18 protein-coding genes are annotated in these 22,205 nt (G+C 72.0%); 5 read left to right on the top strand and 13 right to left on the bottom strand.

The window, feature by feature from the left end; translation table 11 throughout:
* Positions 1-10: 10 nt before the first annotated feature.
* The 13 genes from TNCT6_RS23300 to rsmH form a co-directional block, all read right to left on the bottom strand.
* The gene (locus tag TNCT6_RS23300; RefSeq protein WP_141361749.1) at positions 11-730 is read right to left on the bottom strand and encodes a YggS family pyridoxal phosphate-dependent enzyme; all 720 of its coding nucleotides are present in this window, start codon (positions 728-730) and stop codon (positions 11-13) included.
* A 6-nt stretch (positions 731-736) separates the two neighbouring features.
* Positions 737-1,465, bottom strand: a complete 729-nt coding sequence (gene pgeF, locus TNCT6_RS23295; protein ID WP_141361747.1) for a peptidoglycan editing factor PgeF — start codon at positions 1,463-1,465, stop codon at positions 737-739.
* On the bottom strand, positions 1,462-2,673 hold the full coding sequence (gene ftsZ / locus TNCT6_RS23290; protein ID WP_141361745.1) for a cell division protein FtsZ: 1,212 nt from the start codon (positions 2,671-2,673) through the stop codon (positions 1,462-1,464). The genes pgeF and ftsZ overlap by 4 nt, the downstream gene beginning before the upstream one ends.
* Positions 2,674-2,951: 278 nt before the next feature.
* Complete coding sequence (locus tag TNCT6_RS23285; RefSeq protein WP_141361743.1) at positions 2,952-3,749, bottom strand: cell division protein FtsQ/DivIB; 798 nt, start codon at positions 3,747-3,749, stop codon at positions 2,952-2,954.
* 28 nt (positions 3,750-3,777) lie between these two features.
* Complete coding sequence (murG, locus tag TNCT6_RS23280; RefSeq protein WP_141361741.1) at positions 3,778-4,866, bottom strand: undecaprenyldiphospho-muramoylpentapeptide beta-N-acetylglucosaminyltransferase; 1,089 nt, start codon at positions 4,864-4,866, stop codon at positions 3,778-3,780.
* Between the two features lie 6 nt (positions 4,867-4,872).
* A complete protein-coding gene (ftsW, locus tag TNCT6_RS23275; protein WP_141361739.1) occupies positions 4,873-6,258 on the bottom strand; it encodes a putative lipid II flippase FtsW in 1,386 nt (461 codons plus the stop codon).
* A gap of 96 nt (positions 6,259-6,354) precedes the next feature.
* A complete protein-coding gene (gene murD, locus TNCT6_RS23270) occupies positions 6,355-7,782 on the bottom strand; it encodes a UDP-N-acetylmuramoyl-L-alanine--D-glutamate ligase (protein WP_141361737.1) in 1,428 nt (475 codons plus the stop codon).
* Positions 7,764-8,834 (bottom strand): phospho-N-acetylmuramoyl-pentapeptide-transferase, encoded by a 1,071-nt coding sequence (gene mraY, locus TNCT6_RS23265; protein ID WP_141366748.1) that lies wholly within the window; start codon positions 8,832-8,834, stop codon positions 7,764-7,766. The genes murD and mraY overlap by 19 nt, the downstream gene beginning before the upstream one ends.
* The gene (gene murF / locus TNCT6_RS23260; RefSeq protein ID WP_141361735.1) at positions 8,834-10,249 is read right to left on the bottom strand and encodes a UDP-N-acetylmuramoyl-tripeptide--D-alanyl-D-alanine ligase; all 1,416 of its coding nucleotides are present in this window, start codon (positions 10,247-10,249) and stop codon (positions 8,834-8,836) included. Before murF ends, mraY begins: the two co-directional genes overlap by 1 nt.
* A 4-nt stretch (positions 10,250-10,253) precedes the next feature.
* Complete coding sequence (locus tag TNCT6_RS23255) at positions 10,254-11,942, bottom strand: UDP-N-acetylmuramoyl-L-alanyl-D-glutamate--2,6-diaminopimelate ligase (protein WP_373996200.1); 1,689 nt, start codon at positions 11,940-11,942, stop codon at positions 10,254-10,256.
* Between the two features lie 28 nt (positions 11,943-11,970).
* Entirely contained in the window at positions 11,971-13,920 is a 1,950-nt protein-coding gene (locus TNCT6_RS23250; protein WP_301184399.1) for a penicillin-binding protein 2, read from the bottom strand.
* Positions 13,921-14,350: 430 nt separating this feature from the next.
* Positions 14,351-14,938 carry a septum formation initiator family protein gene (locus TNCT6_RS23245; protein WP_141361729.1) on the bottom strand — a complete coding sequence of 196 codons (588 nt, stop codon included), beginning with the start codon at positions 14,936-14,938 and terminating at the stop codon, positions 14,351-14,353.
* A gap of 13 nt (positions 14,939-14,951) precedes the next feature.
* Positions 14,952-15,908, bottom strand: a complete 957-nt coding sequence (gene rsmH, locus TNCT6_RS23240) for a 16S rRNA (cytosine(1402)-N(4))-methyltransferase RsmH (protein WP_141361727.1) — start codon at positions 15,906-15,908, stop codon at positions 14,952-14,954.
* A 422-nt stretch (positions 15,909-16,330) separates the two neighbouring features.
* Between rsmH and TNCT6_RS23235 the strand changes: the two genes are divergently transcribed.
* The 5 genes from TNCT6_RS23235 (at position 16,331) to TNCT6_RS23215 (ending at position 22,192) form a co-directional block, all read left to right on the top strand.
* A complete protein-coding gene (locus tag TNCT6_RS23235; RefSeq protein WP_141361725.1) occupies positions 16,331-16,879 on the top strand; it encodes a carbonic anhydrase in 549 nt (182 codons plus the stop codon).
* 270 nt (positions 16,880-17,149) lie between these two features.
* Complete coding sequence (locus TNCT6_RS23230) at positions 17,150-18,223, top strand: AAA family ATPase (protein WP_373996199.1); 1,074 nt, start codon at positions 17,150-17,152, stop codon at positions 18,221-18,223.
* On the top strand, positions 18,223-19,596 hold the full coding sequence (locus TNCT6_RS23225; protein ID WP_141361721.1) for a DUF58 domain-containing protein: 1,374 nt from the start codon (positions 18,223-18,225) through the stop codon (positions 19,594-19,596). The genes TNCT6_RS23230 and TNCT6_RS23225 overlap by 1 nt, the downstream gene beginning before the upstream one ends.
* Positions 19,593-19,772: a hypothetical protein gene (locus tag TNCT6_RS23220; protein ID WP_141361719.1), complete on the top strand. Its 180-nt coding sequence runs from the start codon at positions 19,593-19,595 to the stop codon at positions 19,770-19,772. The genes TNCT6_RS23225 and TNCT6_RS23220 overlap by 4 nt, the downstream gene beginning before the upstream one ends.
* Positions 19,769-22,192, top strand: coding sequence for a DUF3488 and transglutaminase-like domain-containing protein (locus tag TNCT6_RS23215; RefSeq protein ID WP_141361717.1), 2,424 nt, complete (start codon positions 19,769-19,771; stop codon positions 22,190-22,192). The genes TNCT6_RS23220 and TNCT6_RS23215 overlap by 4 nt, the downstream gene beginning before the upstream one ends.
* Positions 22,193-22,205: the final 13 nt, after the last annotated feature.

Genomic DNA, 22,205 nt, shown 5'->3' with positions numbered 1-22,205 from the left:
CTTGGCGACGTTACCCGAGCCTGGGGCGGACTCCGAGTACCGCGCTTCCGACGCGCACATGTGTCGCACCGGCGGCCACGGCCTGCTCGAGGTCCCCACTCATCCCTGCCGAGACCATGGTGGCAGCCGGATGGGCCGAGCGCAGGTCGGTCGACAAATCCACGAGGCGCTCGAACGCGGCCTGTTGCCGGCCGGCGTACTCCCCGGTCAGCGGGGCGACGGTCATCAGCCCGTCGAGCCGGAGCGCTTCGGAGCGGGCGACGAGGTCGGCCAACTCTTCGATTCCGCCGGGCCCGACGCCTCCCCGCTCCCCGCGTCCGCTCTCCCCCGCGTCCAGCGCCACCTGGATGAGACAGCCGACCTCACGCTCCGCCCGCACGGCCTCCCTGGAGAGCGCGGTGATGAGCCGGGAACGGTCGATCGACTGTACGACATCGGCGTAACCGACCACGGATCGCACTTTATTGGTCTGAAGTTGACCAACAAAATGCCACGTCAGGGGCAAATCCGCACAGTCGGCGGCCTTGGGCGCCGCCTCCTGGTCCCGGTTCTCGGCGGTGTGGCGCACACCGAGTTCCGACAGGATCCGCACATCCGAGGCCGGGTACGTCTTGGTGACCACGATGAGGGTCACCTCTTCCCGCGCCCGGCCCGCGGCCGCGCACGCGGCGGCGATACGCCGCTCCACCTTCGCCAGGTTCGCGGCGAGTTCGTTCCTACGGTCCGTCATGCCCCATCAGTCCAGCCAGACATAGCCCGCGAGCCGACCGGTGGTGCGGTCGCGGCGGTACGAGAAGTGATCACTCGATTCCCGCGTGCACACCGGCGACTGCTCCCGGTCGTGCACCCCGAGGCGCTCGAGTTGCGCGTGCACGCCGGCGCTCACGTCGACGGCCGGTGTACCCCAACTCGTCTCGGAGTGCGCCGCCGGCTCGACGGCGGCCACCTCGGCGCGCATCGACTCCGGCACCTCGTAGCACCGGCCGCACACGGCGGGTCCGGTGCGGGCGGTGATGCGGTCGGGCCGGGCGCCGAGCGACTCCATCGCGTCGACCGCGGCCGGGACGACCCCCTTGACCATGCCGGGCCGCCCGGCGTGGACCGCGGCGACCACACCGGCGACCGGGTCGGCGAGCAGTACCGGAACGCAGTCGGCGGTGAGCACGGCGAGGGCGAGCCCGCGGGTCGCGGTCACCAGGCCGTCGACCGGCGGGGTGAGCCGCGTGGTCCACGGCCCGTCGACCTCGGCGACGTCGTTGCCGTGCACCTGGTTCATCCAGACGACCCGGTCCGGGTCGAGTCCGAGGGACTTGGCGGCCAGTTCACGGTTGGCGCGTACCGCGCCGGGGTCGTCGCCGACCGCGCCGCCGAGATTGAGCTCCTCGAACGGAACGGCGCTCACCCCGCCCCACCGGTCGGTGAAGGCGAAGTGCGCGCCGCTCACGGTGTCGTGCCGACCTATCACTTGAGGAAGTCCGGTACGTCCAGCTCCTCGGCCGCGCTGTCGGAGTAGCTGCGCGGCGACGGCGTGATGGGCGGGGTCACGGGCTGCAGGTCCTGCACCGGCTCGGGGACCACGGGCTCCGGCTCCTCCTTCGGCGTCACGCTGCCGAGCGAGCCGAAGGTCGGGCGGCTCTCGGGCTGGCGCACCGGGGCCGTCTCCTCGCGGCGGGCCGGGGGCGGGGTGGAGGACGAGCCGAGGACGTTGTCCCGCCGGGCCGGAGGCTGCCCGCCGTCGAAGCCGGCCGCGATCACGGTGACCCGGACCTCGTCGCCGAGGGCGTCGTCGATGACCGCGCCGAAGATGATGTTGGCCTCGGGGTGCGCCGCCTCGCTGACCAGTTGGGCGGCCTCGTTGATCTCGAACAGACCGAGGTCCGAACCGCCGGAGATGGACAGGAGCACGCCCCGGGCGCCGTCGATGGAGGCCTCGAGGAGCGGGGAGGAGATCGCCATCTCGGCCGCAGCCACCGCGCGGTCGTCACCGCGGGCCGAGCCGATGCCCATGAGCGCCGAGCCGGCCTCGGACATGACCGACTTGACGTCGGCGAAGTCGAGGTTGATCAGGCCGGGGGTGGTGATCAGGTCGGTGATGCCCTGCACACCGGACAGCAGCACCTGGTCCGCGGACTTGAACGCGTCGAGCACACTGACCTGGCGGTCCGAGATGGACAGCAGCCGGTCGTTGGGGATGACGATGAGGGTGTCGACCTCTTCGCGGAGCTCGGCGATACCGTCCTCGGCCTGGTTCGCCCGGCGCCGCCCCTCGAAGGTGAACGGGCGCGTGACCACGCCGATGGTGAGGGCACCCAGCGAGCGAGCGATGTTGGCCACGACGGGCGCGCCGCCGGTACCGGTGCCGCCGCCCTCACCGGCCGTCACGAAGACCATGTCGGCCCCCTTGAGGACCTCCTCGATCTCCTCACGGTGGTCCTCGGCGGCCTTGCGGCCGACGGCCGGGTTGGCCCCGGCGCCGAGTCCGCGCGTCAGTTCGCGGCCGACATCGAGCTTGACGTCGGCGTCGCTCATCAACAGCGCCTGCGCGTCGGTGTTGATGGCGATGAACTCGACGCCCTTGAGACCGACCTCGATCATCCGGTTGATGGCATTGACACCACCGCCGCCGACACCGATGACTTTGATGACTGCGAGGTAGTTCTGCGGTGCTGCCACGTCGAAGGCCTCTCGCCTCGAGTTACGTGTCGCCGCCTCGCGGTCCTGCCGCGATCCGACGACTGATGCCGAATGGGACGGTCCGAACGCCGACCCGAACCCTAACCCTGAAGTTTAGGGTTACCAGTGTGTCTGTTCCCTGAAGTCTTCGGAACAGGACACTAAGTCGACAAGTGGCGCCCGTTCAACGAACACGCCGAACCTCCCGTTTTTCTTTTCACCCTATGTGATCAGCCATAGCGGCGCTCAACCAGGGTGTTGGCCTGCGCTGATGTGCGTCAACTCCCCGATGACGCCGGGGCGGTGGGGACCCTGACGTCGAAGTGCCGTGCGCCGGGCGCCGCTTTCATCAGCGCGGTCAGGGTGCGGGCCTTCAGCCGGCTGTTCTCCCCACTGCCCCAGGCGACGGTGCGGCCGCCCGTCAACTCCAGCGAGATGTCGTCGTAGGTGCGGACCTTGACGACCCGGGTCTCACGGGCGACCGCGGCGGGAATCCGCCCGGCGACCACGACGGCCTCGCGCACCAGCCGGGCCTCGCCGAAGCGCCGCAGGCTCGCGGCGGCCGTACTCGAGCGGGAAAGCGACAATTCCAGCAGGGGCACGCCTTTCGGTGCCTGTGAAACCGTGGCGAACCGGACACCCTTCGCGTCCACTTCGACGAACTTTCCGCCCTTTTCCTCCACCATGACCGGAGTGCGCTCGACGACTTTCAACGCGATTCCGTGCGGCCATGAACGCACCACGTCAACCGAGTCAATTCGGGGCAATTCACGACGCAGCCGGGTCTCGACCGCATCGGTGTCGACGGAAATCAGCTGCGTTCCGAGCCGTACGCCGGCGGTCGCGCGCACCTGGGTGGGCGTCAGAACCGTGGTACCGGAGACGGATACGTGCTCCACGCGCGTCCACTGCGAGCCGTACAGCACCCACAGGGAACCGGCGCCCAGGCAGATCAGGGCCAGCGAAAGGATGACGATCGTACGAGGGCTCATCCGTCTCAGCCGGTGGACCAGAGGCGGGCCGGACGACGACTCCTGCTGACGTTCACCGCGCTCCGCGGTCGCCGGTCCGGCCACGCTCTCAAGCCCTTTCGTGCATACGGTCCTAACGGTGCGAGGCGATGGCCTCGTACACCATGCCGACGAGCAGGTCGTCGGCGTCCCGGCGGCCGAACTCCCCGGCGGCACGGGACATCTGGTACAGCCGGTGCGGATCGGCGAGCACGGGCAGGACGTTCTGCTGCACCCACTCGGGGGTGAGTTCCGCGTCGTCGACCAGCAGTCCGCCGCCGGCCTTGACCACCGGCTGGGCGTTCAGCCGCTGTTCGCCGTTGCCGATGGGCAGCGGAACGTAGGCGGCCGGGAGCCCGACGGCGGAGAGTTCGGCGACGGTCATCGCGCCGGCGCGGCAGAGCATCATGTCGGCCGCGGCGTACGCGAGGTCCATCCGGTCAAGGTAACTTACCGGGATGTAGGGCGGCATTCCCGGCATCTGCTGCACCTGGGGCAGTTCGTTCTTCGGGCCGACCACGTGCAGGATCTGGATGCCCGCCTGCTGCATCCAGGGCGCGACCTGCTGGACCACCTCGTTGAGCCGGCGGGCGCCCTGGGAGCCGCCGGAGACCAGCAGCGTGGGCAGGTTCGGGTCGAGCCCGAACGCCGCACGGGCCTCGGGGCGCACGGCCGCCCGGTCCAGGGTGGCGATGGCGCGGCGCAGCGGGATACCGATGTAGCGGGCGCCGCGCAGCTTGCTGTCGGGCGTGGAGACGGCGACCTGCGCGGCGTACCGCGAACCGATCTTGTTGGCCAGGCCCGGGCGGGCGTTGGCCTCGTGGATGACGATGGGCACACCGAGCCGCTTGGCGGCCAGGTAGCCGGGCAAGGCGACGTAGCCGCCGAATCCGACCACGGCGTCCGCCTTGGTGCGCTCCAGGACCTGCTCGGCCGCCTTGATCGTGCCGCGCAGCCGGCCCGGGACGGTGATCAGCTCGGGGGTGGGCTTGCGCGGCAGCGGCACCGCCGGGATGAGCGCGAGCTCGTAGCCCCGCTCGGGGACGAGCCGGGTCTCCAGGCCGCGCTCCGTGCCCAGGGCCGTGATCCCCACGGTCGGGTCCTGCCTGCGCAGGGCGTCCGCGAGGGCGAGCGCGGGCTCGATGTGGCCCGCGGTACCTCCGCCGGCGAGTACGACATGCACCGAAATTCACCGCTCTCCGGACGGACGCGCCGCCGAGGCACGCCGTCGCATCGTGTTCCATCTCCGAGGCTCGCGACCGGATCCGCGGTCGGATCTCCGGCCGGGCGCGGAGCCTCCTGCCCGCTTTCTACCAAAGCGAGGTTGCCGCATGGCAAGCGCCGCCCGCGCAGCGGGCTCTTCACGCGCGAAGGCGATCAGCAGCCCGATGGCGAACATGGTCGGCAGCAGGGCGGATCCTCCGTAGGAGAACAGCGGGAGCGGGACGCCGGCGATCGGCAGCAGACCGAGCACCGCACCGATGTTGATCACTGCCTGCGCGGTGATCCAGGTGGTCACGCCTCCCGCGGCGTACCTCACGAAGGGGTCCTCCGTGCGTCCGGCCACGCGGATGCCCGCATAGCCTAGAGCGGCGAACAGGGCGAGCACCGACAGCGTCCCCCCGAGGCCCAGTTCCTCGCCGGTGACGGCGAAGATGAAGTCGGTGTGAGCTTCTGGTAGTTGACCCCATTTTTCCACGCTTGCACCGAGTCCCGAACCGAACAGTCCGCCGGAGGCCAGGGCGTAGATGCCGTGCACCGCCTGCCAGCACTTGTCCGCGTCGCTGGAGCCGACGCAGGCGAACCGGCCGAGGCGGTTGGGGCTCGTCTGGATCAGCAGGAAGCCGATCACGCCGGCGAACGACAGCACCCCCACGAAGAGCCGGGTGGGCGCCCCCGCCAGCCACAGCAGCCCGAACAGGATGGCGGTGAGGATGATCGCGGTCCCCATGTCGCCGCCGAGCATGATCAGCCCGAGCAGCATGAAGGCGACCGGGACGAGCGGCACCAGCATGTGCTTCCACTGGGCCAGCAGCCGCTTGTCCTGTTTGCGCGCGATCAGGTCGGCGCCCCACAGCACCAGCGCCAGCTTGCCGATCTCGCTGGGCTGGATCTGGAAGGAGCCTCCGAGCGAGATCCAGTTCTGGTTGCCGTTGACCGCCATCCCTATCCCCGGCACCTGCACCAGCGCCATCAGGGTCACCGCGCCCGCCAGGATCGGGTAGGCCAGCGCCCGGTGCAGCCTGACCGGCATCCGGGCGGCGAGCAGCAGCAGCCCGGCGCCGATCGCGGCCGCGAGCAGCTGCTTGCGGAAGAAGTAGGAGCCCGGCAGTGCCTTCTGCAGCGCGGTGATCTGGGAGGCCGAGTAGACCATCACCAGACCCAGCACGGTGAGCAGCAGACTGGCGCCGAGGATCAGGTAGTAGGCGGTCAGCGGCCGGTCCCAGGCCCGGCGCGCGCGATCGATCAGGCTCCCCGAGGGGCGCCGGCCGGGGGTCCGGCCGGCCATCGGGCGCTTGACGGTCCGCTGCACGGGCGGGCGACCGGTACGGCTGCTGCCGGGGCTACCGGGCATCGGGTCCTCCGCTGTACGTCGGCCGCGCAAGTCCGGCTCGGCTCACGGGTCCCACGCCTCCCTCCCGAGGTCGCCCGGCAGCGGGGGCGGCCGGGATCAGGCGCCGAGTCCGGATACGGCCTCCGCGAACGCCTCGCCGCGCCTGTTGTAGTTGGCGAACATGTCCATGGAGGCGCAGGCCGGGGCCAGCAGTACCGTGTCGCCGGGCCGTGCGAGCCGCCGCGCCTCCTGGACGGCCTGGAGCATCGCCCCAGTGTCGGTCCGGTCGAGGTCGACGACGGGTACCTCCGGGGCGTGTCGCGCGAGGGCGTCACGGATGAGCGCGCGATCGGCACCGATGAGGACGGCGCCGCGCAGCCGCTTCGCCGAGTTCGCGACGAGCTCGTCGAAGGTCGCGCCCTTCGCCAGACCGCCCGCGATCCACACGATCGACTCGTACGCCGCCAACGAGGCCTGAGCCGCGTGGGTGTTGGTGGCCTTGGAGTCGTCGACGTAGGCCACGCCGTCCACGTCGGCCACGTGCGCGATGCGGTGGGCGTCCGGGGTGAAGGCCCGCAGACCGTCCCGGACGGCCTGCGCCGGGACGCCGAAGGCGCGTGCCAGGGCCGCCGCGGCGAGGGCGTTGGCGATGTTGTGGGGGGCGGGCGGGTGGACGTCGGAGACCTCGGCCAGCTCCTGGGCGTTCTTGTGCCGGTTCTCGACGAAGGCGCGGTCGACGAGGATGCCGTCCACGACGCCGAGTTGGGAGGGGCCGGGCGTGCCGAGCGTGAAGCCGACGGCGCGGCAGCCCTCCTCGACGTCCGCCTCGCGCACCAGGTCCTCGGTGGCCTTGTCGGCGGCGTTGTATACGCAGGCGACGCGGTTGCCCTCGTAGATACGGCCCTTGTCGGCGGCGTAGGCCTCCATGGAGCCGTGCCAGTCGAGGTGGTCGGGGGCGAGGTTGAGGACGGCGGCGGAGTGGGCGCGCAGCGAGGGCGCCCAGTGCAGCTGGTAGCTCGACAGCTCCACCGCCAGTACATCAAGATCGCTGTAGCGCTCCTCGCCGAGGACGGCGTCCAGCAGGGAGACGCCGATGTTGCCGACGGCCGCCGTGCGCAGGCCCGCCGCCTCGAGGATGGAGGCGAGCATCTGCACGGTGGTGGTCTTGCCGTTGGTGCCGGTCACGGCGAGCCACGGAGCGGCGTCCGGGCCGCGCAGCCGCCAGGCGAGTTCGACGTCCCCCCAGACGGGTACGCCGGCCTGCCCGGCGGCGCGGAAGAGCGGCTTGTCCGGCCGCCAGCCCGGTGCGGTGACGATCAGCTCGGTGCCCTCCGGCAGGGTGTCCCCGTCACCGAGGCGCACGGTCACACCGAGCGCCTCCAGCTCGGCCGCCTGGGTCCGGGCGCGCTCGTCGTCGCCGTCGTTGACGACGGTGACGTGCGCGCCGAGACCGTGCAGGACCTTGGCCGCCGGGACACCGGAGACGCCGAGTCCCGCGACGGTGACGTTCTTACCCTGCCAGTCGATCACTTGTCCGCTGCCCATCCCGCATAGAAGAGGCCCAGTCCGACAATCACACAGATACCTTGGATGATCCAGAAACGGACCACGACAAGCACTTCGGACCAGCCTTTGAGTTCGAAGTGGTGCTGGAGCGGTGCCATCCGGAAGACCCGCTTCCCGGTGAGCCGGAAGGAGCCGACCTGGATGACCACCGACATGGTGATGAGCACGAACAGACCGCCCAGCAGCGCGAGCAGCAGCTCGGTGCGGGAGCAGATCGCCAGACCCGCGAGCACACCGCCGAGCGCGAGCGAACCGGTGTCGCCCATGAAGATCTTGGCCGGCGAGGTGTTCCACCACAGGAAGCCGAGGCAGGCGCCCATCAGCGCGGAGGCCACGACCGCGAGGTCGAGCGGGTCGCGCACCTCGTAGCAGGCGTTGGGGTTGGTCAGCGTCATCGCGTTGGCGCAGGACTCCTGGAACTGCCAGACGCCGATGAAGGTGTAGGCGCCGAAGACGAGCACGGAGGCACCGGTGGCCAGACCGTCCAGGCCGTCGGTCAGGTTCACGCCGTTCGACATCGCGAGGATCATGAACAGCGCCCAGACGACGAACAGCACCGGGCCGATCGTCCAGCCGAAGTCCGTGATGAACGACAGCTTCGTCGAGGCGGGGGTGTTGCCGCGGTTGTCGGAGAACTGCAGCGCGAGCACCGCGAAGGAGATGCCGACGATCAGCTGGCCGGCCATCTTCGCCTTGGCGCGCAGACCCAGCGACCGGCGCTTGACGATCTTGATGTAGTCGTCGAGGAAGCCGACCAGGCCCATGCCGACCATCAGGCCCAGCACCAGCAGACCCGAGTAGGTCGGGGTGTAGCCGGTGATCACCTTGGCCAGGAAGTAGGCGGCGATCGTGGCCAGGATGAAGGCGATGCCGCCCATGGTCGGCGTACCGCGCTTGCTGGCGTGTTCACGCGGTCCGTCGTCGCGGATGTACTGGCCGTAGCCCTTGCGGGCCAGGAGCTTGATCAGCAGCGGGGTGCCGACCAGCGTCAGGAAGAGGCCAATGACTCCCGCGAACAGGATCTGCTTCATCATCGGGCTGCGACCTCGCCCTCGGTACCGGTCTCGAGCAGCGCCTGGGCGACACTCTCCAGGCCGACCGAACGGGACGCCTTCACGAGGACGACGTCCCCCGGGCGCAACTCGCTGCGCAACAGGTCGATCGCCGCCTGTGCGTCGGACACGTGCACCGACTCCTCACCCCACGAACCCTCGTTATATGCGCCCAGTTGCAGCCAGGACGCTTCCCTGCCCCCGACCGCGACGAGCTTGCTGACGTTGAGCCGGACGGCGAGCCGTCCGACCGCGTCGTGCTCGGCTAGCGCCTCGTCCCCGAGCTCGGCCATCTTGCCGAGCACCGCCCAGGTCCGCCGTCCCCCGCCCATGGCCACCAGCGCGCGCAGAGCGGCCCGCATGGACTCGGGGTTGGCGTTGTAGGCGTCGTTGACGACCGTTACGCCGTCCGGGCGCTCGGTGACCTCCATCCGCCAGCGGGAGAGGGAGCCCGCCTCGGAGAGCGCGGTGGCGATCTCAGTTACGGACATGCCCAGCTCATGGGCGACGGCGGCCGCGGCGAGCGCGTTCGACACGTGATGCTCACCGTACAGGCGCATCGTCACATCGCTTGCACCGGAGGGTGTGTGAAGCCTGAAGGCGGGCTGCCCGCTGTCCGTGAGTCTCACGTTCTCGGCGCGTACGTCCGCTTCGCCGGACTCTCCGAAAAGGATCACCTTCGCCTTCGTACGGGAGGCCATGGCCCGTACCAACGGGTCGTCGGCGTTGAGGATCGCGGTTCCGCCGTCCTCGGCCGCCGGCAGGCTCTCCACCAACTCGCCCTTCGCCTGGGCGATCTGCTCACGGCCGCCGAACTCGCCGATGTGGGCGGTGCCGACGTTGAGCACCAGGCCGACCTTCGGCGGGGTCAGTCCGGTCAGGTAGCGGATGTGGCCGATGCCGCGGGCACCCATCTCCAGCACGAGGAACCTCGTCTCCTCGGTGGCGCTCAGCGCGGTCAGCGGCAGCCCGATCTCGTTGTTGAGGGAGCCGGGCGTGAACACGGTCGGCGCCTTGCGCCGCAGCACCTGCGCGATGAGGTCCTTGGTGCTGGTCTTGCCCGCGGAGCCGGTGAGGGCCACGAGGGTCGCGCCCAGCCGTTCGACGACGTGACGGGCGAGGGCGCCGAGCGCGGCCTGCACGTCCTCGACGACGATCGCGGGCACGCCGACCGGGCGGGACGCCAGCACGGCGACCGCGCCCGCCCCGACGACGGCCGCGGCGAAGTCGTGGCCGTCCACGCGCTCGCCGACGAAGGCGACGAAGAGGCTGCCGGGCACCACCTCGCGGGAGTCCCGGACCACGGGCCCGGTGACCTCCGCGGACGGATCCGGTATGTCGTACGTCTGCCCGCCGACGACTGCTGCGATCTCGGCGAGGGAGAGGGCGATCACAAGTTCATCCCTGGGTCTTCTGGATAGCTTCGCGAAGCACCTGGCGGTCGTCGAAGGGACGGACCACTCCGGCGATGTCCTGGCCCTGTTCGTGGCCCTTGCCCGCGACCAGCACGGTGTCCCCGGGCTGCGCGCGGTCGACGGCGGCGGCGATCGCGGCGGCCCGCTCCTCGAAGAGGAGCACCTCGCCGCGCTCGTGCGCGGGCACCGAGGCCGCGCCCTCGAGCATCGTGGCGAGGATCGCCAGGGGATCCTCGGAGCGGGGGTTGTCGGAGGTCAGCACGGCGATGTCGGCGAGCCGGGCCGCGGCGGCGCCCATCGGCGCGCGTTTGGTCCGGTCGCGGTCCCCGCCGCAGCCGAGCACGATGTGCAGCCGGCCCTTGGTGACCTTGCGCAGCGCCTTGAGAACCGACTCGACGGCGTCCGTCTTGTGCGCGTAGTCGACGACCGCGAGGTACGGCTGGCCGACATCGACACGCTCCAGCCGGCCCGGTACGCCCGGAACGGCGGCGATGCCGTCGGCGGCGGACTGCGGGTCGAGGCCCGCGGTGGCCAGGGCGACCACGGCGGCCAGCGTGTTGGCGACGTTGAACGGGCCCGGCAGCGGCGACCTGGCGGCGATCCGCCGGCCCTCGGGACCGACCACGGTGAAGGTGGAGTCGACCGGGCCGACCTGGACGTCCTCCGCGCGCCAGTCGGCGTCGGGGTGGCCCTCGGCGGAGAAGGTGACGACCGGGACCGTGGCCTCCCCGGCCAGCCGGCGACCGTACTCGTCGTCGAAGTTGACCACGCCGAGCCTGCTGCGTTCCGGCGTGAACAGCTGCGCCTTGGCCCGGAAGTAGTCCTCCATGTCGGAGTGGAACTCCATGTGTTCCGGGCTGAGGTTGGTGAAGACACCGATGTCGAAGACGCAGCCGTCGACACGGCCGAGCACGAGGGCGTGGCTGGAGACCTCCATGGCGACCGCCTCGACCCCGCGCTCGCGCATGACCGCGAACAGGGCCTGGAGGTCGGTGGCCTCGGGGGTGGTGCGCTCGGACTTGATGCGCTCCTCGCCGATGCGCATCTCGACGGTGCCGATCAGTCCGGTGGACTTCACGGTCTTCAGGCCGCCCTCGACGAGGTAGGCGGTGGTGGTCTTGCCGGAGGTGCCGGTGATGCCGATCTGGAGCAGGTCGCGGCCGGGCCTGCCGTAGATCGTGGCCGCCAGCTCGCCCATCCGACCGCGCGGGTCGTCCACGGCCAGCACCGGCAGGCCGGTGGCGGCGGCGCGCTCGGCGCCGGACGGGTCCGTGAGCACGGCGACCGCGCCCAGGCTCGCCGCCTGGGTGACGAAGTCGGCGCCGTGCGTGCGGGCGCCGGGCAGGGCCGCGTACAGGTCGCCGGGGCGCACGGCGCGCGAGTCGTGGGTGATGCCGGTGACCACGGCGGCGCCGTCCGGAGCGGTGACCCCCAGCTGATCGGCGAGCTCCGCGAGGGGTGCGGCGGAGGCCTGAACCGGTCGCGGCGGTCCCGGATATGTCACGGAAGCGCCCTTCTGGGTGGTTTGGGACTGATCAGCGTGTGGCACGGCGGTGAGCGTACCGGGCGTACCCGCCGTGGAGCTAAAAAGGGGATCGCGCGCAGCGCCGTCCGGCGCGGACGAGGGCCGGTGCGACGGGCGGTTCCCGGGGCCGGGAGTGATCGTTGTCACGGGCTGGTTCCTGGTCGTTCTGTTCCGGTCACGGCTTGAAGTCGACGGGCAGGCTCGCGGCCTGCGCACCGGTCGGTGGCACCTGGAGCGTCTTCAACGCGAACTCCATGACCTCCTTGTAGATCGGGCCGCAGATCTGGCCGCCGAAGTAGCTGCCCTTGGTGGCGTTCTGGATGGCGCAGTAGACGGTGACGCGGGGGTTGTCGGCGGGTGCGAACCCGGCGAAGGAGGAGGTGTAGCCGCGGTACCGGCCGGTGGCCGGGTCCACGCGGTTGGCCGTGCCGGTCTTGCCCGCCACCCGGTAGCCGGGGATGCGCGCCTTGGCACCGGTGCCCTGCTCGTCGTCGACCACGGATTCCAGCATGTGCGCGAGCGTCTTCGCCGTCCTGGCGCTCACGACCCGCGTCTTCTCCGGCTTGTCGGCCGGTGCGAAGCGGCCGTCGGCCCCCTTGGTCCCGCGCACCAGCGTCGGCTGCACGCGCACTCCGCCGTTGGCGATCGTGGAGTAGACGGAGGCCGCCTGCACGGCGTTGATGGAGAAGCCCTGGCCGAAAGGAATCGTGTACTGCTGCGAGGTGGACCACTTGTCGGGGGGCGCGAGGATGCCCCGGGTCTCGCCGGGGAAGCCGAGTCCGGTCGGCTCGCCGATGCCGAACTTGCGCAGGTAGGAGTAGAGGACCTTGTTGGCCTCCGGCTGGGTCCTGCCGAGCTGGCCGGTGGCCAGTATGGTGCCGATGTTGCTGGACTTGGCGAGCACGCCGTTCAGCGTGAGGTACCAGGTGTTGTGGTCGACGTCGTCCTGGAAGAGGCGGTCGCCGCGGTGCAGCCGGTTGGGCACGACGACGTGGGTGAGCGGCGTCGCCGCGTTCTCCTCCAGTACGGCGGCCATGGACATGACCTTGGCGGTGGAGCCGGGCTCGTAGGCGTCCTGGACGGCGGCGTTGCCGAGCGCGGCCGGGTCGGCGTGGGACAGGTCGCCCGGGTCGAAGCCCGGGGAGTTGGCCATGGCGAGGATCTCGCCGGAGCGGGTGTCCTGCACGATGACGTAGCCGCGGTCCGCCCCGGACTTCGCCACCTGCTCGGTGATGGCCTTCTGGGCGGCCCACTGGATGTCGCGGTCGATGGTGAGCTCGGTGTCGGAGCCGGGCACCGCGCGCGTCTCGGTGGAGCCCGCGGTGGGCACCTCGCGGCCCCCGGACTGGGCGTAGCGGATCTTGCCGGGCTTGCCGGCCAGCTGCTCGTTCAGTAGCTGCTCGATACCGCCGCCGCCCTTGCCCTCGGCGTTGACCCAGCCCAGTATCCCGGCGGCGAGACCGCTGTTGGGATAGACCCGCTTGCTGCTGGGGTCGGAGAAGACGCCGGCGAGCACGTTGACGGTGGTCTTGTCCTTCTGGGCCTTCTTCGCCAGGGCCGTCTTCAGGTCCTTGATCTGCCTCCAGACCTGCGGGGTCTCGTGCCGGGCGAGCAGCACGTAGCGGGTGTTCGGCGTGCGGAGCTTCGCGGTGAGGGCCGCCTGGTCCTGGCCGAGGATCGGGGCGAGGAGCGCGGCCGCCTGCTCGGGGCCGTCGCCGATGTGCAGCTGGTCGCGGCTGAACATGGTGGGGTCGGCGGTGATGTCGTCGGCGTCCACGCTGGTCGCCAGGTCGACGCCGTTGCGGTCCGTGATGCGGCCCCGCTCGGCGGCCAGGGTGTGCACCACGTACCGGTTCTCCTCGGCCTTGGCGGCGTACGCGCTCGCGTCGACGGCCTGCACCTGCAACAGCCGTACGGCGAACACGAGCAGCACCAGGGTCAGCGCGAGGGCGACCAGCCGCAACCGGGGACGGGGGCTGCCGAGCCGGATGCGCGCGGCCTGGGGCCGGGCCGACGCCGGGCGGCGGGCCGGCCGGGCACCGGGGCCGGGCCGCTGCCGCGCGGCCGGACGCGCCTGCCTGGCGGGTCCGGGCACCCGGCGACGCGGCGGTTCCCTGTCGGACACGTCCGTCACCTGCCGAAAGTCGAGATCGAAGCGAACCGGAACACAGTGACGCCGGCCGGGGCGCCGACCACGACACCCCCGGAAACCGAACATGACCCGACCCCCGGCCCAGCAGACCCGGACAGGCCAGCCACCCGGCGACGCGGCGGCTCCCTGTCGGACATGTCGGGCGTGGACGGCCCGGGCACCGGACGGCGCGGCCACTCCCCACCTGACACGCCCGCCAACCTGCCGAAAGTCCAGGTCGGATCGGACCGGGACACAACGAAGCCGGCCGCGCCGACCACGACCCCCGGACACGACGGCACCCCCGGCCCAGCAGACCCGGACAGGCCAGCCACCCGGCGACGCGGCGGCTCCCTGTCGAGCACGTCGGGCCCGGACGGCCCGGGGACCGGACGGCGCGGTGGTTCGCGGTCGGACACGTCCGTCACCTGCCGGGGGTCGGGGTCGGGGCGGGTGGAGGTGCGGCCGGGAGGGTCGGCGCGGGGGGAGGTGCGGCCGGGAGGGCCGGGGTGGTGTTCTCCGGGGTCGGGGCGGGGCCCTGGGCGGGTGGCGGTGCCAGGCCCGCGGTTGCCGGGGCGGTGCCGTCCGTGGCGGACGGTGAGGGGGCGAGCGCCACGGGCGGCAGGAGCGACAGCGGCGTCTCCTGCGCGGGGGCGGCCGAGGGGACGCCCTTGACGGTCCCGTCGGCGCCCAGGAAGGCCGGGTCGCCGCCGGGCACCATGCCCAGTTGCCGGGCGCGGAGCTGGAGGGCGTCCGGGGCGGAGTAGGAGTCGATGTCCCGCTGGAGGGCCTGCTCCTCGTCGGTGAGGTTCTTGGTGTCCCTCTGGAGCGCCTCCCGCTGGAACGCGCCCTCGCTGAGGGCGGAGTTCAGCATCAGCAGCCCGATGAGGCCGCCGCCGAGCAGGAGCACGACGAGGAGGACGAACGGGGTGCGGGCGGCCTGGCCCCGGCCGGCCGGGAAGAGCCGGGCGAGTCGGGCGGCACGGCCCCTCAGTTCGGGTTTCCTGCTCACTGGTCCCCCTGGCTCACTCGACGTCCTCCCTGACGCGCTCGGCGCCGCGCAGCCGGGCCGGCGCCGCCCGCCGGTTCTCGGCGATCTCTTCCTCGGTCGGAAGTTCGGCACCGCGGGTGAGCAGCTTGAGCCGGGGCTGGTAGCGCTCGGGCACGACCGGGAGCCCGGGGGGCGCACTCGACGCGGCGCCGGCCGCGAACACCTGCTTGACCAGGCGGTCCTCGAGGGAGTGGTACGACAGCACGGCGATCCGCCCGCCGACCTCCAGCGCCTTCACCGCGGCCGGGATCGCCCGCTCCAGCACGGCGAGCTCGCCGTTGACCTCGATCCGCAGCGCCTGGAAGGTGCGCTTGGCCGGGTTGCCCCCGGTGCGCTTGGCGGCCTGGGGCAGCGCGTCGCGGATCAGCTCCACCAGCCGGGCGCTGTTGGTGAACGGCTCCTTCTCGCGTTCACGCACGACGGCGGCCACGATCCGCTTGGCCTGCTTCTCCTCGCCGTACGCCCGCAGGATGCGGACCAGCTCGCCGGGCGGGTAGGTGTTGAGGACCTCGGCGGCGCTCATCCCGGTGCTCTGGTCCATGCGCATGTCCAGGGGGGCGTCCTGGGCGTAGGCGAAGCCGCGGTCGGCCTCGTCGAGCTGCATCGAGGACACCCCGAGGTCGAACAGGACGCCCCGCACGCGCGGGACGCCCAGCCGGTCGAGCACGTCGGGCAGCTCGTCGTAGACGGCGTGCACCAGGGTGGCCCGGTCGCCGAAGGGGGCCAGGCGCTCGCCGGACAGGCGCAGGGCCTCCTTGTCGCGGTCGAGGGCCACCAGCCGCGCCTCGGGGAAGCGGGTGAGCAGCGCCTCGCTGTGTCCGCCGAGGCCGAGGGTGCAGTCGACGACCACCGCTCCCGGCCGCTCCAGGGCGGGCGCCAGCAGATCCAGGCACCGCTGGAGCATCACGGGGACGTGTCGGCTGTCGCTCAAGGAGCCCTCTCAGTCCGGCGCGTCCCGCACGCACCGCCGGATCCCCGACCGCTCAGGAAAGAAAAGGGCCTGCCGGCGCCGGAAGCGTCAGCCGACCGGAAGCGGGAGGAGGCCGAGCCGTACGTACGCGCCGCGCACGTGGGGAGACCGCCGGCGCGTAGGCCGGGGTCTGTCGGGAATGCAGTCCAGCAGGAAGAGCCACGCCTCCCGCTTCGCGTCACTTTAGTGCACCCTGTCTCGCGGTCAATCAACCGGCCTGCGCGTCGCCCGACGGAGCAGCGACCCGCACGCCAAGACGAGAATTCACTCGTACGGGTGCGGGTTGGCCCTGCGTGTGGGGTGCCTCACAACAAGCCATGACGGGGTTCTTTGTACCGTCTCACAACAGGACCCGGGCCCTGGCGCCCACTAACGTCATGAGTATGACGACTTCTGCATCAGTTCCCGCCGGGTCCGAGGGCGCCATAGACCGGCGTGGCACCGTCACCGACCGTCTCGCGGAGGCCAACCAGCAGTACGCGGCCGCGTTCAGCGATCCGGGGATGGACGCCCGGCCCGTGCTGAGGGTCGCCGTCGTGGCCTGCATGGACGCCCGTCTCGACCTGCACGCCGCACTCGGCCTGGAACTCGGTGACTGCCACACCATCCGCAACGCGGGCGGTGTGGTCACCGACGACGTCATCCGCTCGCTCACCATCAGCCAGCGGGCCCTGGGCACGCGCAGCATCGTGCTGATCCACCACACCAACTGCGGCATGCAGTCCATCACCGAGGAGTTCCGGCACGACCTGGAGATGGAGGTCGGGCAGCGTCCGGCCTGGGCCGTGGAGGCCTTCCGTGACGTGGACCAGGACGTGCGGCAGTCGATGCAGCGCGTACGCACCTCGCCGTTCCTGCTGCACACCGACGACGTGCGCGGTTTCGTCTTCGACGTCAGGACGGGCCTGTTGCGCGAGATCGACCCCGTCTGACCGCCGCACGCGCGCCGGAAGTCCGGTGCGCGGCATGCCTCCGTCACCAGCGAAAGCCGCAAGACCCGACATATCGCGGCCAGTTGTCCACAGGCGAGTGACACGAATCGGTAACGGCGGCAAGAATGCGGGGGTGGCCTCACGCGGAACGTTTCACGCGTGGTGCCTGATTCGGGGTGGGCCGGTCCGCACAGCAGAGCGTCGGCCCGGAAAGTTGGGGTATCCCCCGCTCGCCGAAGAGCGTGGGGAAGGGCCGAGGAGGGCCGCCGGGTGACGACCTATGACGATCGAGCGAGCCATGGGGGTGCCCCCGCTCGAGCGGAGCCGAGAGTGGGGGACGATCTGACCGCCACGGTGGAGCGGGTCCGCCGTTCGGTGGAAGAAGTGATCGAGGGCAAGCCCGAGGTCGTACGGCTTTCGGTGACCGTGCTGCTCGCCGAGGGGCACCTTCTGATCGAGGACGTTCCCGGGGTGGGCAAGACAATGCTCGCCAAGGCGCTGGCGCGGTCCATCGACTGTTCGGTGCGGCGTATCCAGTTCACGCCCGACCTGCTGCCGTCGGACATCACCGGCGTGTCCATCTGGGACCAGCAGCGCCGGGACTTCGAGTTCAAGCCGGGCGCCATCTTCGCGCAGATCGTGATCGGCGACGAGATCAACCGGGCCTCGCCCAAGACCCAGTCGGCGCTGCTGGAGTCCCTGGAGGAGCGGCAGGTCACCATCGACGGGCAGACCTACGAACTGCCGTCCCCGTTCATGGTGGTGGCCACCCAGAACCCGGTCGAGATGGAGGGCACCTATCCGCTGCCCGAGGCCCAGCGCGACCGCTTCATGGCCCGGGTGTCCATCGGCTACCCGAGCCCGGACGCCGAGTTGCAGATGCTGGACGTGCACGGCGGGGTGAGCCCGCTGGACGACCTCCAGCCGGTGGCGCACGCGCACGAGATCGTGAAACTGATCGAGGCCGTGCGCGGGGTGCACGTCGCCGAGACGGTGCGGCGGTACGCGGTGGACCTGGTCTCCGCCACCCGCACCCATCCCGACCTCAGACTCGGCGCCTCGCCGCGCGCGACGCTGCATCTGCTGCGCGCGGCGAAGGCGTCCGCCGCGCTGAGCGGCCGGCAGTACGCGCTGCCGGACGACCTGCAGGCGCTGGCCGTGGCCGTCCTGGCCCACCGGCTGCTGCCCACCGCCCAGGCCCAGCTCAACCGCCGCACCGCCGAGCAGGTCGTCCAGGAGATCCTCCAGCGCACCCCGGTGCCCGCGGCGCCCCAGCAGTCCGGCGGCTTCGGCCTGGGCCGCGGCGCGCCCGCGTACGGCCAGCAGCCGCCGCGGGGTCTGTGATGGCCGACGCGGGGACGGCGCACGCGGACGACGACCGCAGGGACCGGGGCGGCGTCCGCACCGCGCTGGCCGGTCTGACCACCCGCGGGCGCTCCTTCCTGGCCGCCGGAATCGCCGCCGCGATCTGCGCCTACGTCCTCGGCCAGAGCGACCTGCTGCGGGTCGGGCTACTGCTGGCGGCGCTGCCGCTGGTGTGCGCCACGGTGCTCTTCCGCACGCGCTACCGGGTCGCCGGCAGCCGCCGGCTCTCCCCCGCGCGCGTGCCCGCCGGCAGTGAGGCCCGGGTGCATCTGCGGATGGACAACGTCTCACGGCTGCCCACCGGCCTGCTGATGCTCCAGGACCGGGTGCCGTACGTGCTCGGACCACGGCCGCGTTTCGTGCTCGACCGGGTCGAGCCGGGCGGCCGCCGTGAGGTCTCCTACCGGGTCCGCTCCGACCTGCGCGGGCGGTATCCGCTGGGCCCGCTGCAACTGCGGCTGACCGACCCCTTCGGGATGTGCGAACTGACCCGTTCCTTCTCGGCCCACGACACCCTGACCGTGATCCCGCGGGTGGAGCCGCTGTCGCCGCTGCGCCTGAGCGGGGAGGCCAAGGGGTACGGCGACGGGCGGCAGCGCTCGCTGGCACTGGCCGGCGAGGACGACGTCATCCCGCGCGGGTACCGCTACGGCGACGATCTGCGCCGTGTGCACTGGCGGTCCACCGCGCGCTACGGCGAGCTGATGGTGCGCCGCGAGGAGCAGCCGCAGCGCGCCCGCTGCACGGTGCTCCTCGACACCCGGGCGCTCGCCTACCGGGGCGCGGGACCCGACTCGGCCTTCGAGTGGGCCGTGTCCGGCGCCGCGTCGGTGCTGGTGCACATGCTGGAGCGGGGCTTCTCGGTACGGCTGCTGACCGACACCGGCAACTCCGTGCCCGGCGAGGGCGGCGACGGGTTCGCGGGCGCCAGCCAGGAGTCGGCGGACGCGGCCGGACTGATGATGGACACCCTCGCCGTGATCGACCACTCCGACGGGGCGGGCCTGTCCCGCGCCTACGACGTGCTGCGCGGCGGCAACGAGGGACTGCTGGTGGCCTTCCTCGGCGACCTCGACGAGGCGCAGACCGACGTCGCGGCCAAGATGCGGCAGCGCAGCGGCGCAGCGGTCGCCTTCGTCCTGGACAGCGAGACCTGGGTCCGGGAACCGGGCGACGTACCGGGGCCGGCGTCCCGGACCGACGACCGCCTCCGGCTGCTGCGCGACGCGGGCTGGACAGCCGTGCCGGTGCCCCGGGGCGCCGGCCTGGACGACCTGTGGCGCCGCGCGGACCAGGAGCGCACCAGCGCGGGCGCGGCCGGCGGGACGGGGCCGGGCGGGGGATGGTCATGATCGACGTGACGGACGGGGCAACCCCGGGCCGGCGCCGGAACCAGAGCGACGTGCCCACGAGCGGCACCCGCACGATGACCATGAACGGCGTGACGGACCGGGCGGCCCCGAACCGACGTAAGAACCAGCGCGACGTGCCCACGAGCGGCACGGGCGTCGTGGAGGGGCGGGTATGAGCGGGCGGACGCGGTTGGCGCTGTGTGCGGCGGCGGCGACGCTGGCGGCGTCGTGCGCGCTGCTGCCGCTGGTCTCCCCCGCCTCGTGGATCCTCCAGGCCATCCTGATGCTGGCGGTGCAGTCGGGGGTCGGCGCGGTGGCCCGGCGGGTGCCGCTGGCGCGGCCGCTGACCGTGGCGGCGCAGGCCCTGGCCACGCTGATGCTGCTCACCCTGGTCTTCGCCCGGGGACAGGCCTTCGCCGGGCTGTTCCCGGGCCCGGAGGCCTTCCGGCACCTGGCCGAACTGCTGCGGGAGGGCGCGGACGACGTCGGACGGTACGCCATTCCGGCGCCGCAGACCGACGGCATCCGCCTGATGCTCGTCGGCGGCGTCCTGGTGATCGGGCTGATCGTGGACACGCTCGCGGTGACCTTCCGCAGCGCGGCCCCGGCGGGCCTGCCGCTGCTCGCCGTGTACTCCGTGGCCGCGGGCCTGTCCGACGGCGGCACCGGCTGGTGGTGGTTCCTGATCGCGGCCGCCGGCTACCTGGTACTGCTGCTGGCCGAGGGCCGGGACCGGCTCTCGCAGTGGGGGCGGGTGTTCTCCGGGGCACCGCGCGCGGGGGACGGCGAGCAGGGCGGCGCGACCGCTCCGGTGCGCACCGGGCGCCGGATCGGCGCCCTCGCCCTCGGCATCGCCCTGGTGGTGCCGCTCGCCCTGCCGGCGATGCAGGGCGGGCTGCTCGGCGGCACCGGAACCGGAGTCGGCTCGGGCAGCGGCAACGGTGGCACGATCTCCGCGGTGAACCCGCTGGTTTCCCTGCGCGACAGCCTGAACGTCGACGAGGACCACACGGTCATCACCCTGCGCACGGACACGTCCGACACCTCGAACCTGTACCTGCGGATCCTGTCCCTGGACGACTTCGACGGCACCACCTGGAAGCCGTCCCAGCGGCACATCGTGAGCGTGCCCGACCCGCTCCCCGCCCCGCTGGGCCTGGACGGCGGCGTCAAGCGTACGGAGATCACCACGACGATCTCGGCGGCGGACTCGTACGTCCAGGACTGGCTGCCGATGCCGTACCCGCCGAGCGCCGTGCGGATCAAGGGCAGTTGGCGCTACGAGCCCGTGGGCATGACCCTCGTCGGCGACCACAAGCAGACCACGCGCGGGCTGACCTACGAGGTGAAGAGCCTTCAGGTGCGGCCGACCGCCGAGCAGCTCGCCACGGCGCCGGAGCCGTCGGCGGCACTGAGGCGCGAGTACACCAAAGTGCCCAAATCTCTGCCGGCGGACGTCGCGAGCACCGCCCGCCGGGTCACCGAGGGCGCGACGAACCACTACGAGCAGGCGGTCGAGCTCCAGGACTGGTTCGCCCTCGACGGCGGCTTCCAGTACGACACGCAGGTCGAGGCGGGCAGCGGACCGCGGGCCATCTCGCGGTTCCTGAAGGACAAGCGCGGCTTCTGCGTGCACTACTCCTTCGCGATGGCCGCCATGGCCCGCACCCTCGGCATACCGGCCCGGGTCGCGGTGGGCTTCGCGCCCGGCACCCTGCAGAGCGACGGAACCGTGGCGGTGGGCCTGAAGGACGCGCACGCCTGGCCCGAGCTGTACTTCGAGGGCGTCGGCTGGACCCGCTTCGAGCCGACCCCGACGCGCGGCTCGGTGCCGGCGTACACCCAGTCGGACACGCCGGGCACCAGTCTGCCGGAGCAGACGGCGCCGTCGCAGGACGCGAGCACGGCGCCCTCCGCCGCGCCGTCGGCGAACCAGAGCTGCCCGCCGGAGCTGCGGCGGCTCCAGGAGTGCGGCGGCCCCTCCGCGCAGGCCGGGCAGGCCCAGGGCGACGGCGGCCCGAAGTGGTACGCCGTCCTGGGGTGGACGCTGGGCGGCCTGCTGGTCCTCGCCCTGCCGCTGTCCCCGCTCCTGTGGCGCCGGCGGATGCGCGCCGTGCGACTGGGCGCGCACGGGCGCGGCGAGGCGGACGCGGGGCCGCACATCCTGGCGGTCTGGCAGGAACTGGGCGACACCGCCTGGGACTTCGGGATCCTGCCGGACGAGTCGCAGACCCCGCGCAGGGCGGCCGCCCGGATCGTCCGCCTCGGGCGCCTCGACGAGGTGGCCGCCGCGTCGGCGCACCGGCTGGCGGACGCGGTGGAGCAGGTCCTCTACGCGCCGCGCCCGCGTCCGGTGGCGGGGCTCGCCGAGGACGTCCGGCGGGTCGCCGGCGGCCTGCGGGACACGTCGTCCCGGCGCACCAGGCTGCGGGCCGCGCTCGCCCCGCGCTCCATGGCGCGCGTGGTCTGGACGGCGTCGGCCCGGTGGAACGCGCTCGGGTCCCGTGTCAGTGCCCGTGTCGCCGCCGCCCGGACGACGCTGCGCGGGCCGTCGGAGCAGCAGGGCTCGGGGGACGGGGCCGGGGCCTCCGGCTGAGGGGCCCTGCCGA

Source organism: Streptomyces sp. 6-11-2 (assembly GCF_006540305.1).
Lineage (GTDB): Bacteria > Actinomycetota > Actinomycetes > Streptomycetales > Streptomycetaceae > Streptomyces.
Note: the sequence above shows the minus strand (reverse complement) of the source record. Positions and strands in the feature narration are given on the sequence as shown.

Excerpts from the sequence above, each read along its gene's own strand:
- TNCT6_RS23225 (WP_141361721.1), top strand. The coding sequence starts at position 18,223 with ATGGCCGACGCGGGGACGGCGCACGCGGACGACGACCGCAGGGACCGG.
- ftsW (WP_141361739.1), bottom strand. The coding sequence starts at position 6,258 with ATGCCCGGTAGCCCCGGCAGCAGCCGTACCGGTCGCCCGCCCGTGCAG.
- mraY (WP_141366748.1), bottom strand. The coding sequence starts at position 8,834 with ATGAAGCAGATCCTGTTCGCGGGAGTCATTGGCCTCTTCCTGACGCTG.
- murD (WP_141361737.1), bottom strand. The coding sequence starts at position 7,782 with ATGGGCAGCGGACAAGTGATCGACTGGCAGGGTAAGAACGTCACCGTC.
- TNCT6_RS23300 (WP_141361749.1), bottom strand. The coding sequence starts at position 730 with ATGACGGACCGTAGGAACGAACTCGCCGCGAACCTGGCGAAGGTGGAG.
- TNCT6_RS23220 (WP_141361719.1), top strand. The coding sequence starts at position 19,593 with ATGATCGACGTGACGGACGGGGCAACCCCGGGCCGGCGCCGGAACCAG.
- TNCT6_RS23215 (WP_141361717.1), top strand. The coding sequence starts at position 19,769 with ATGAGCGGGCGGACGCGGTTGGCGCTGTGTGCGGCGGCGGCGACGCTG.
- TNCT6_RS23235 (WP_141361725.1), top strand. The coding sequence starts at position 16,331 with ATGACGACTTCTGCATCAGTTCCCGCCGGGTCCGAGGGCGCCATAGAC.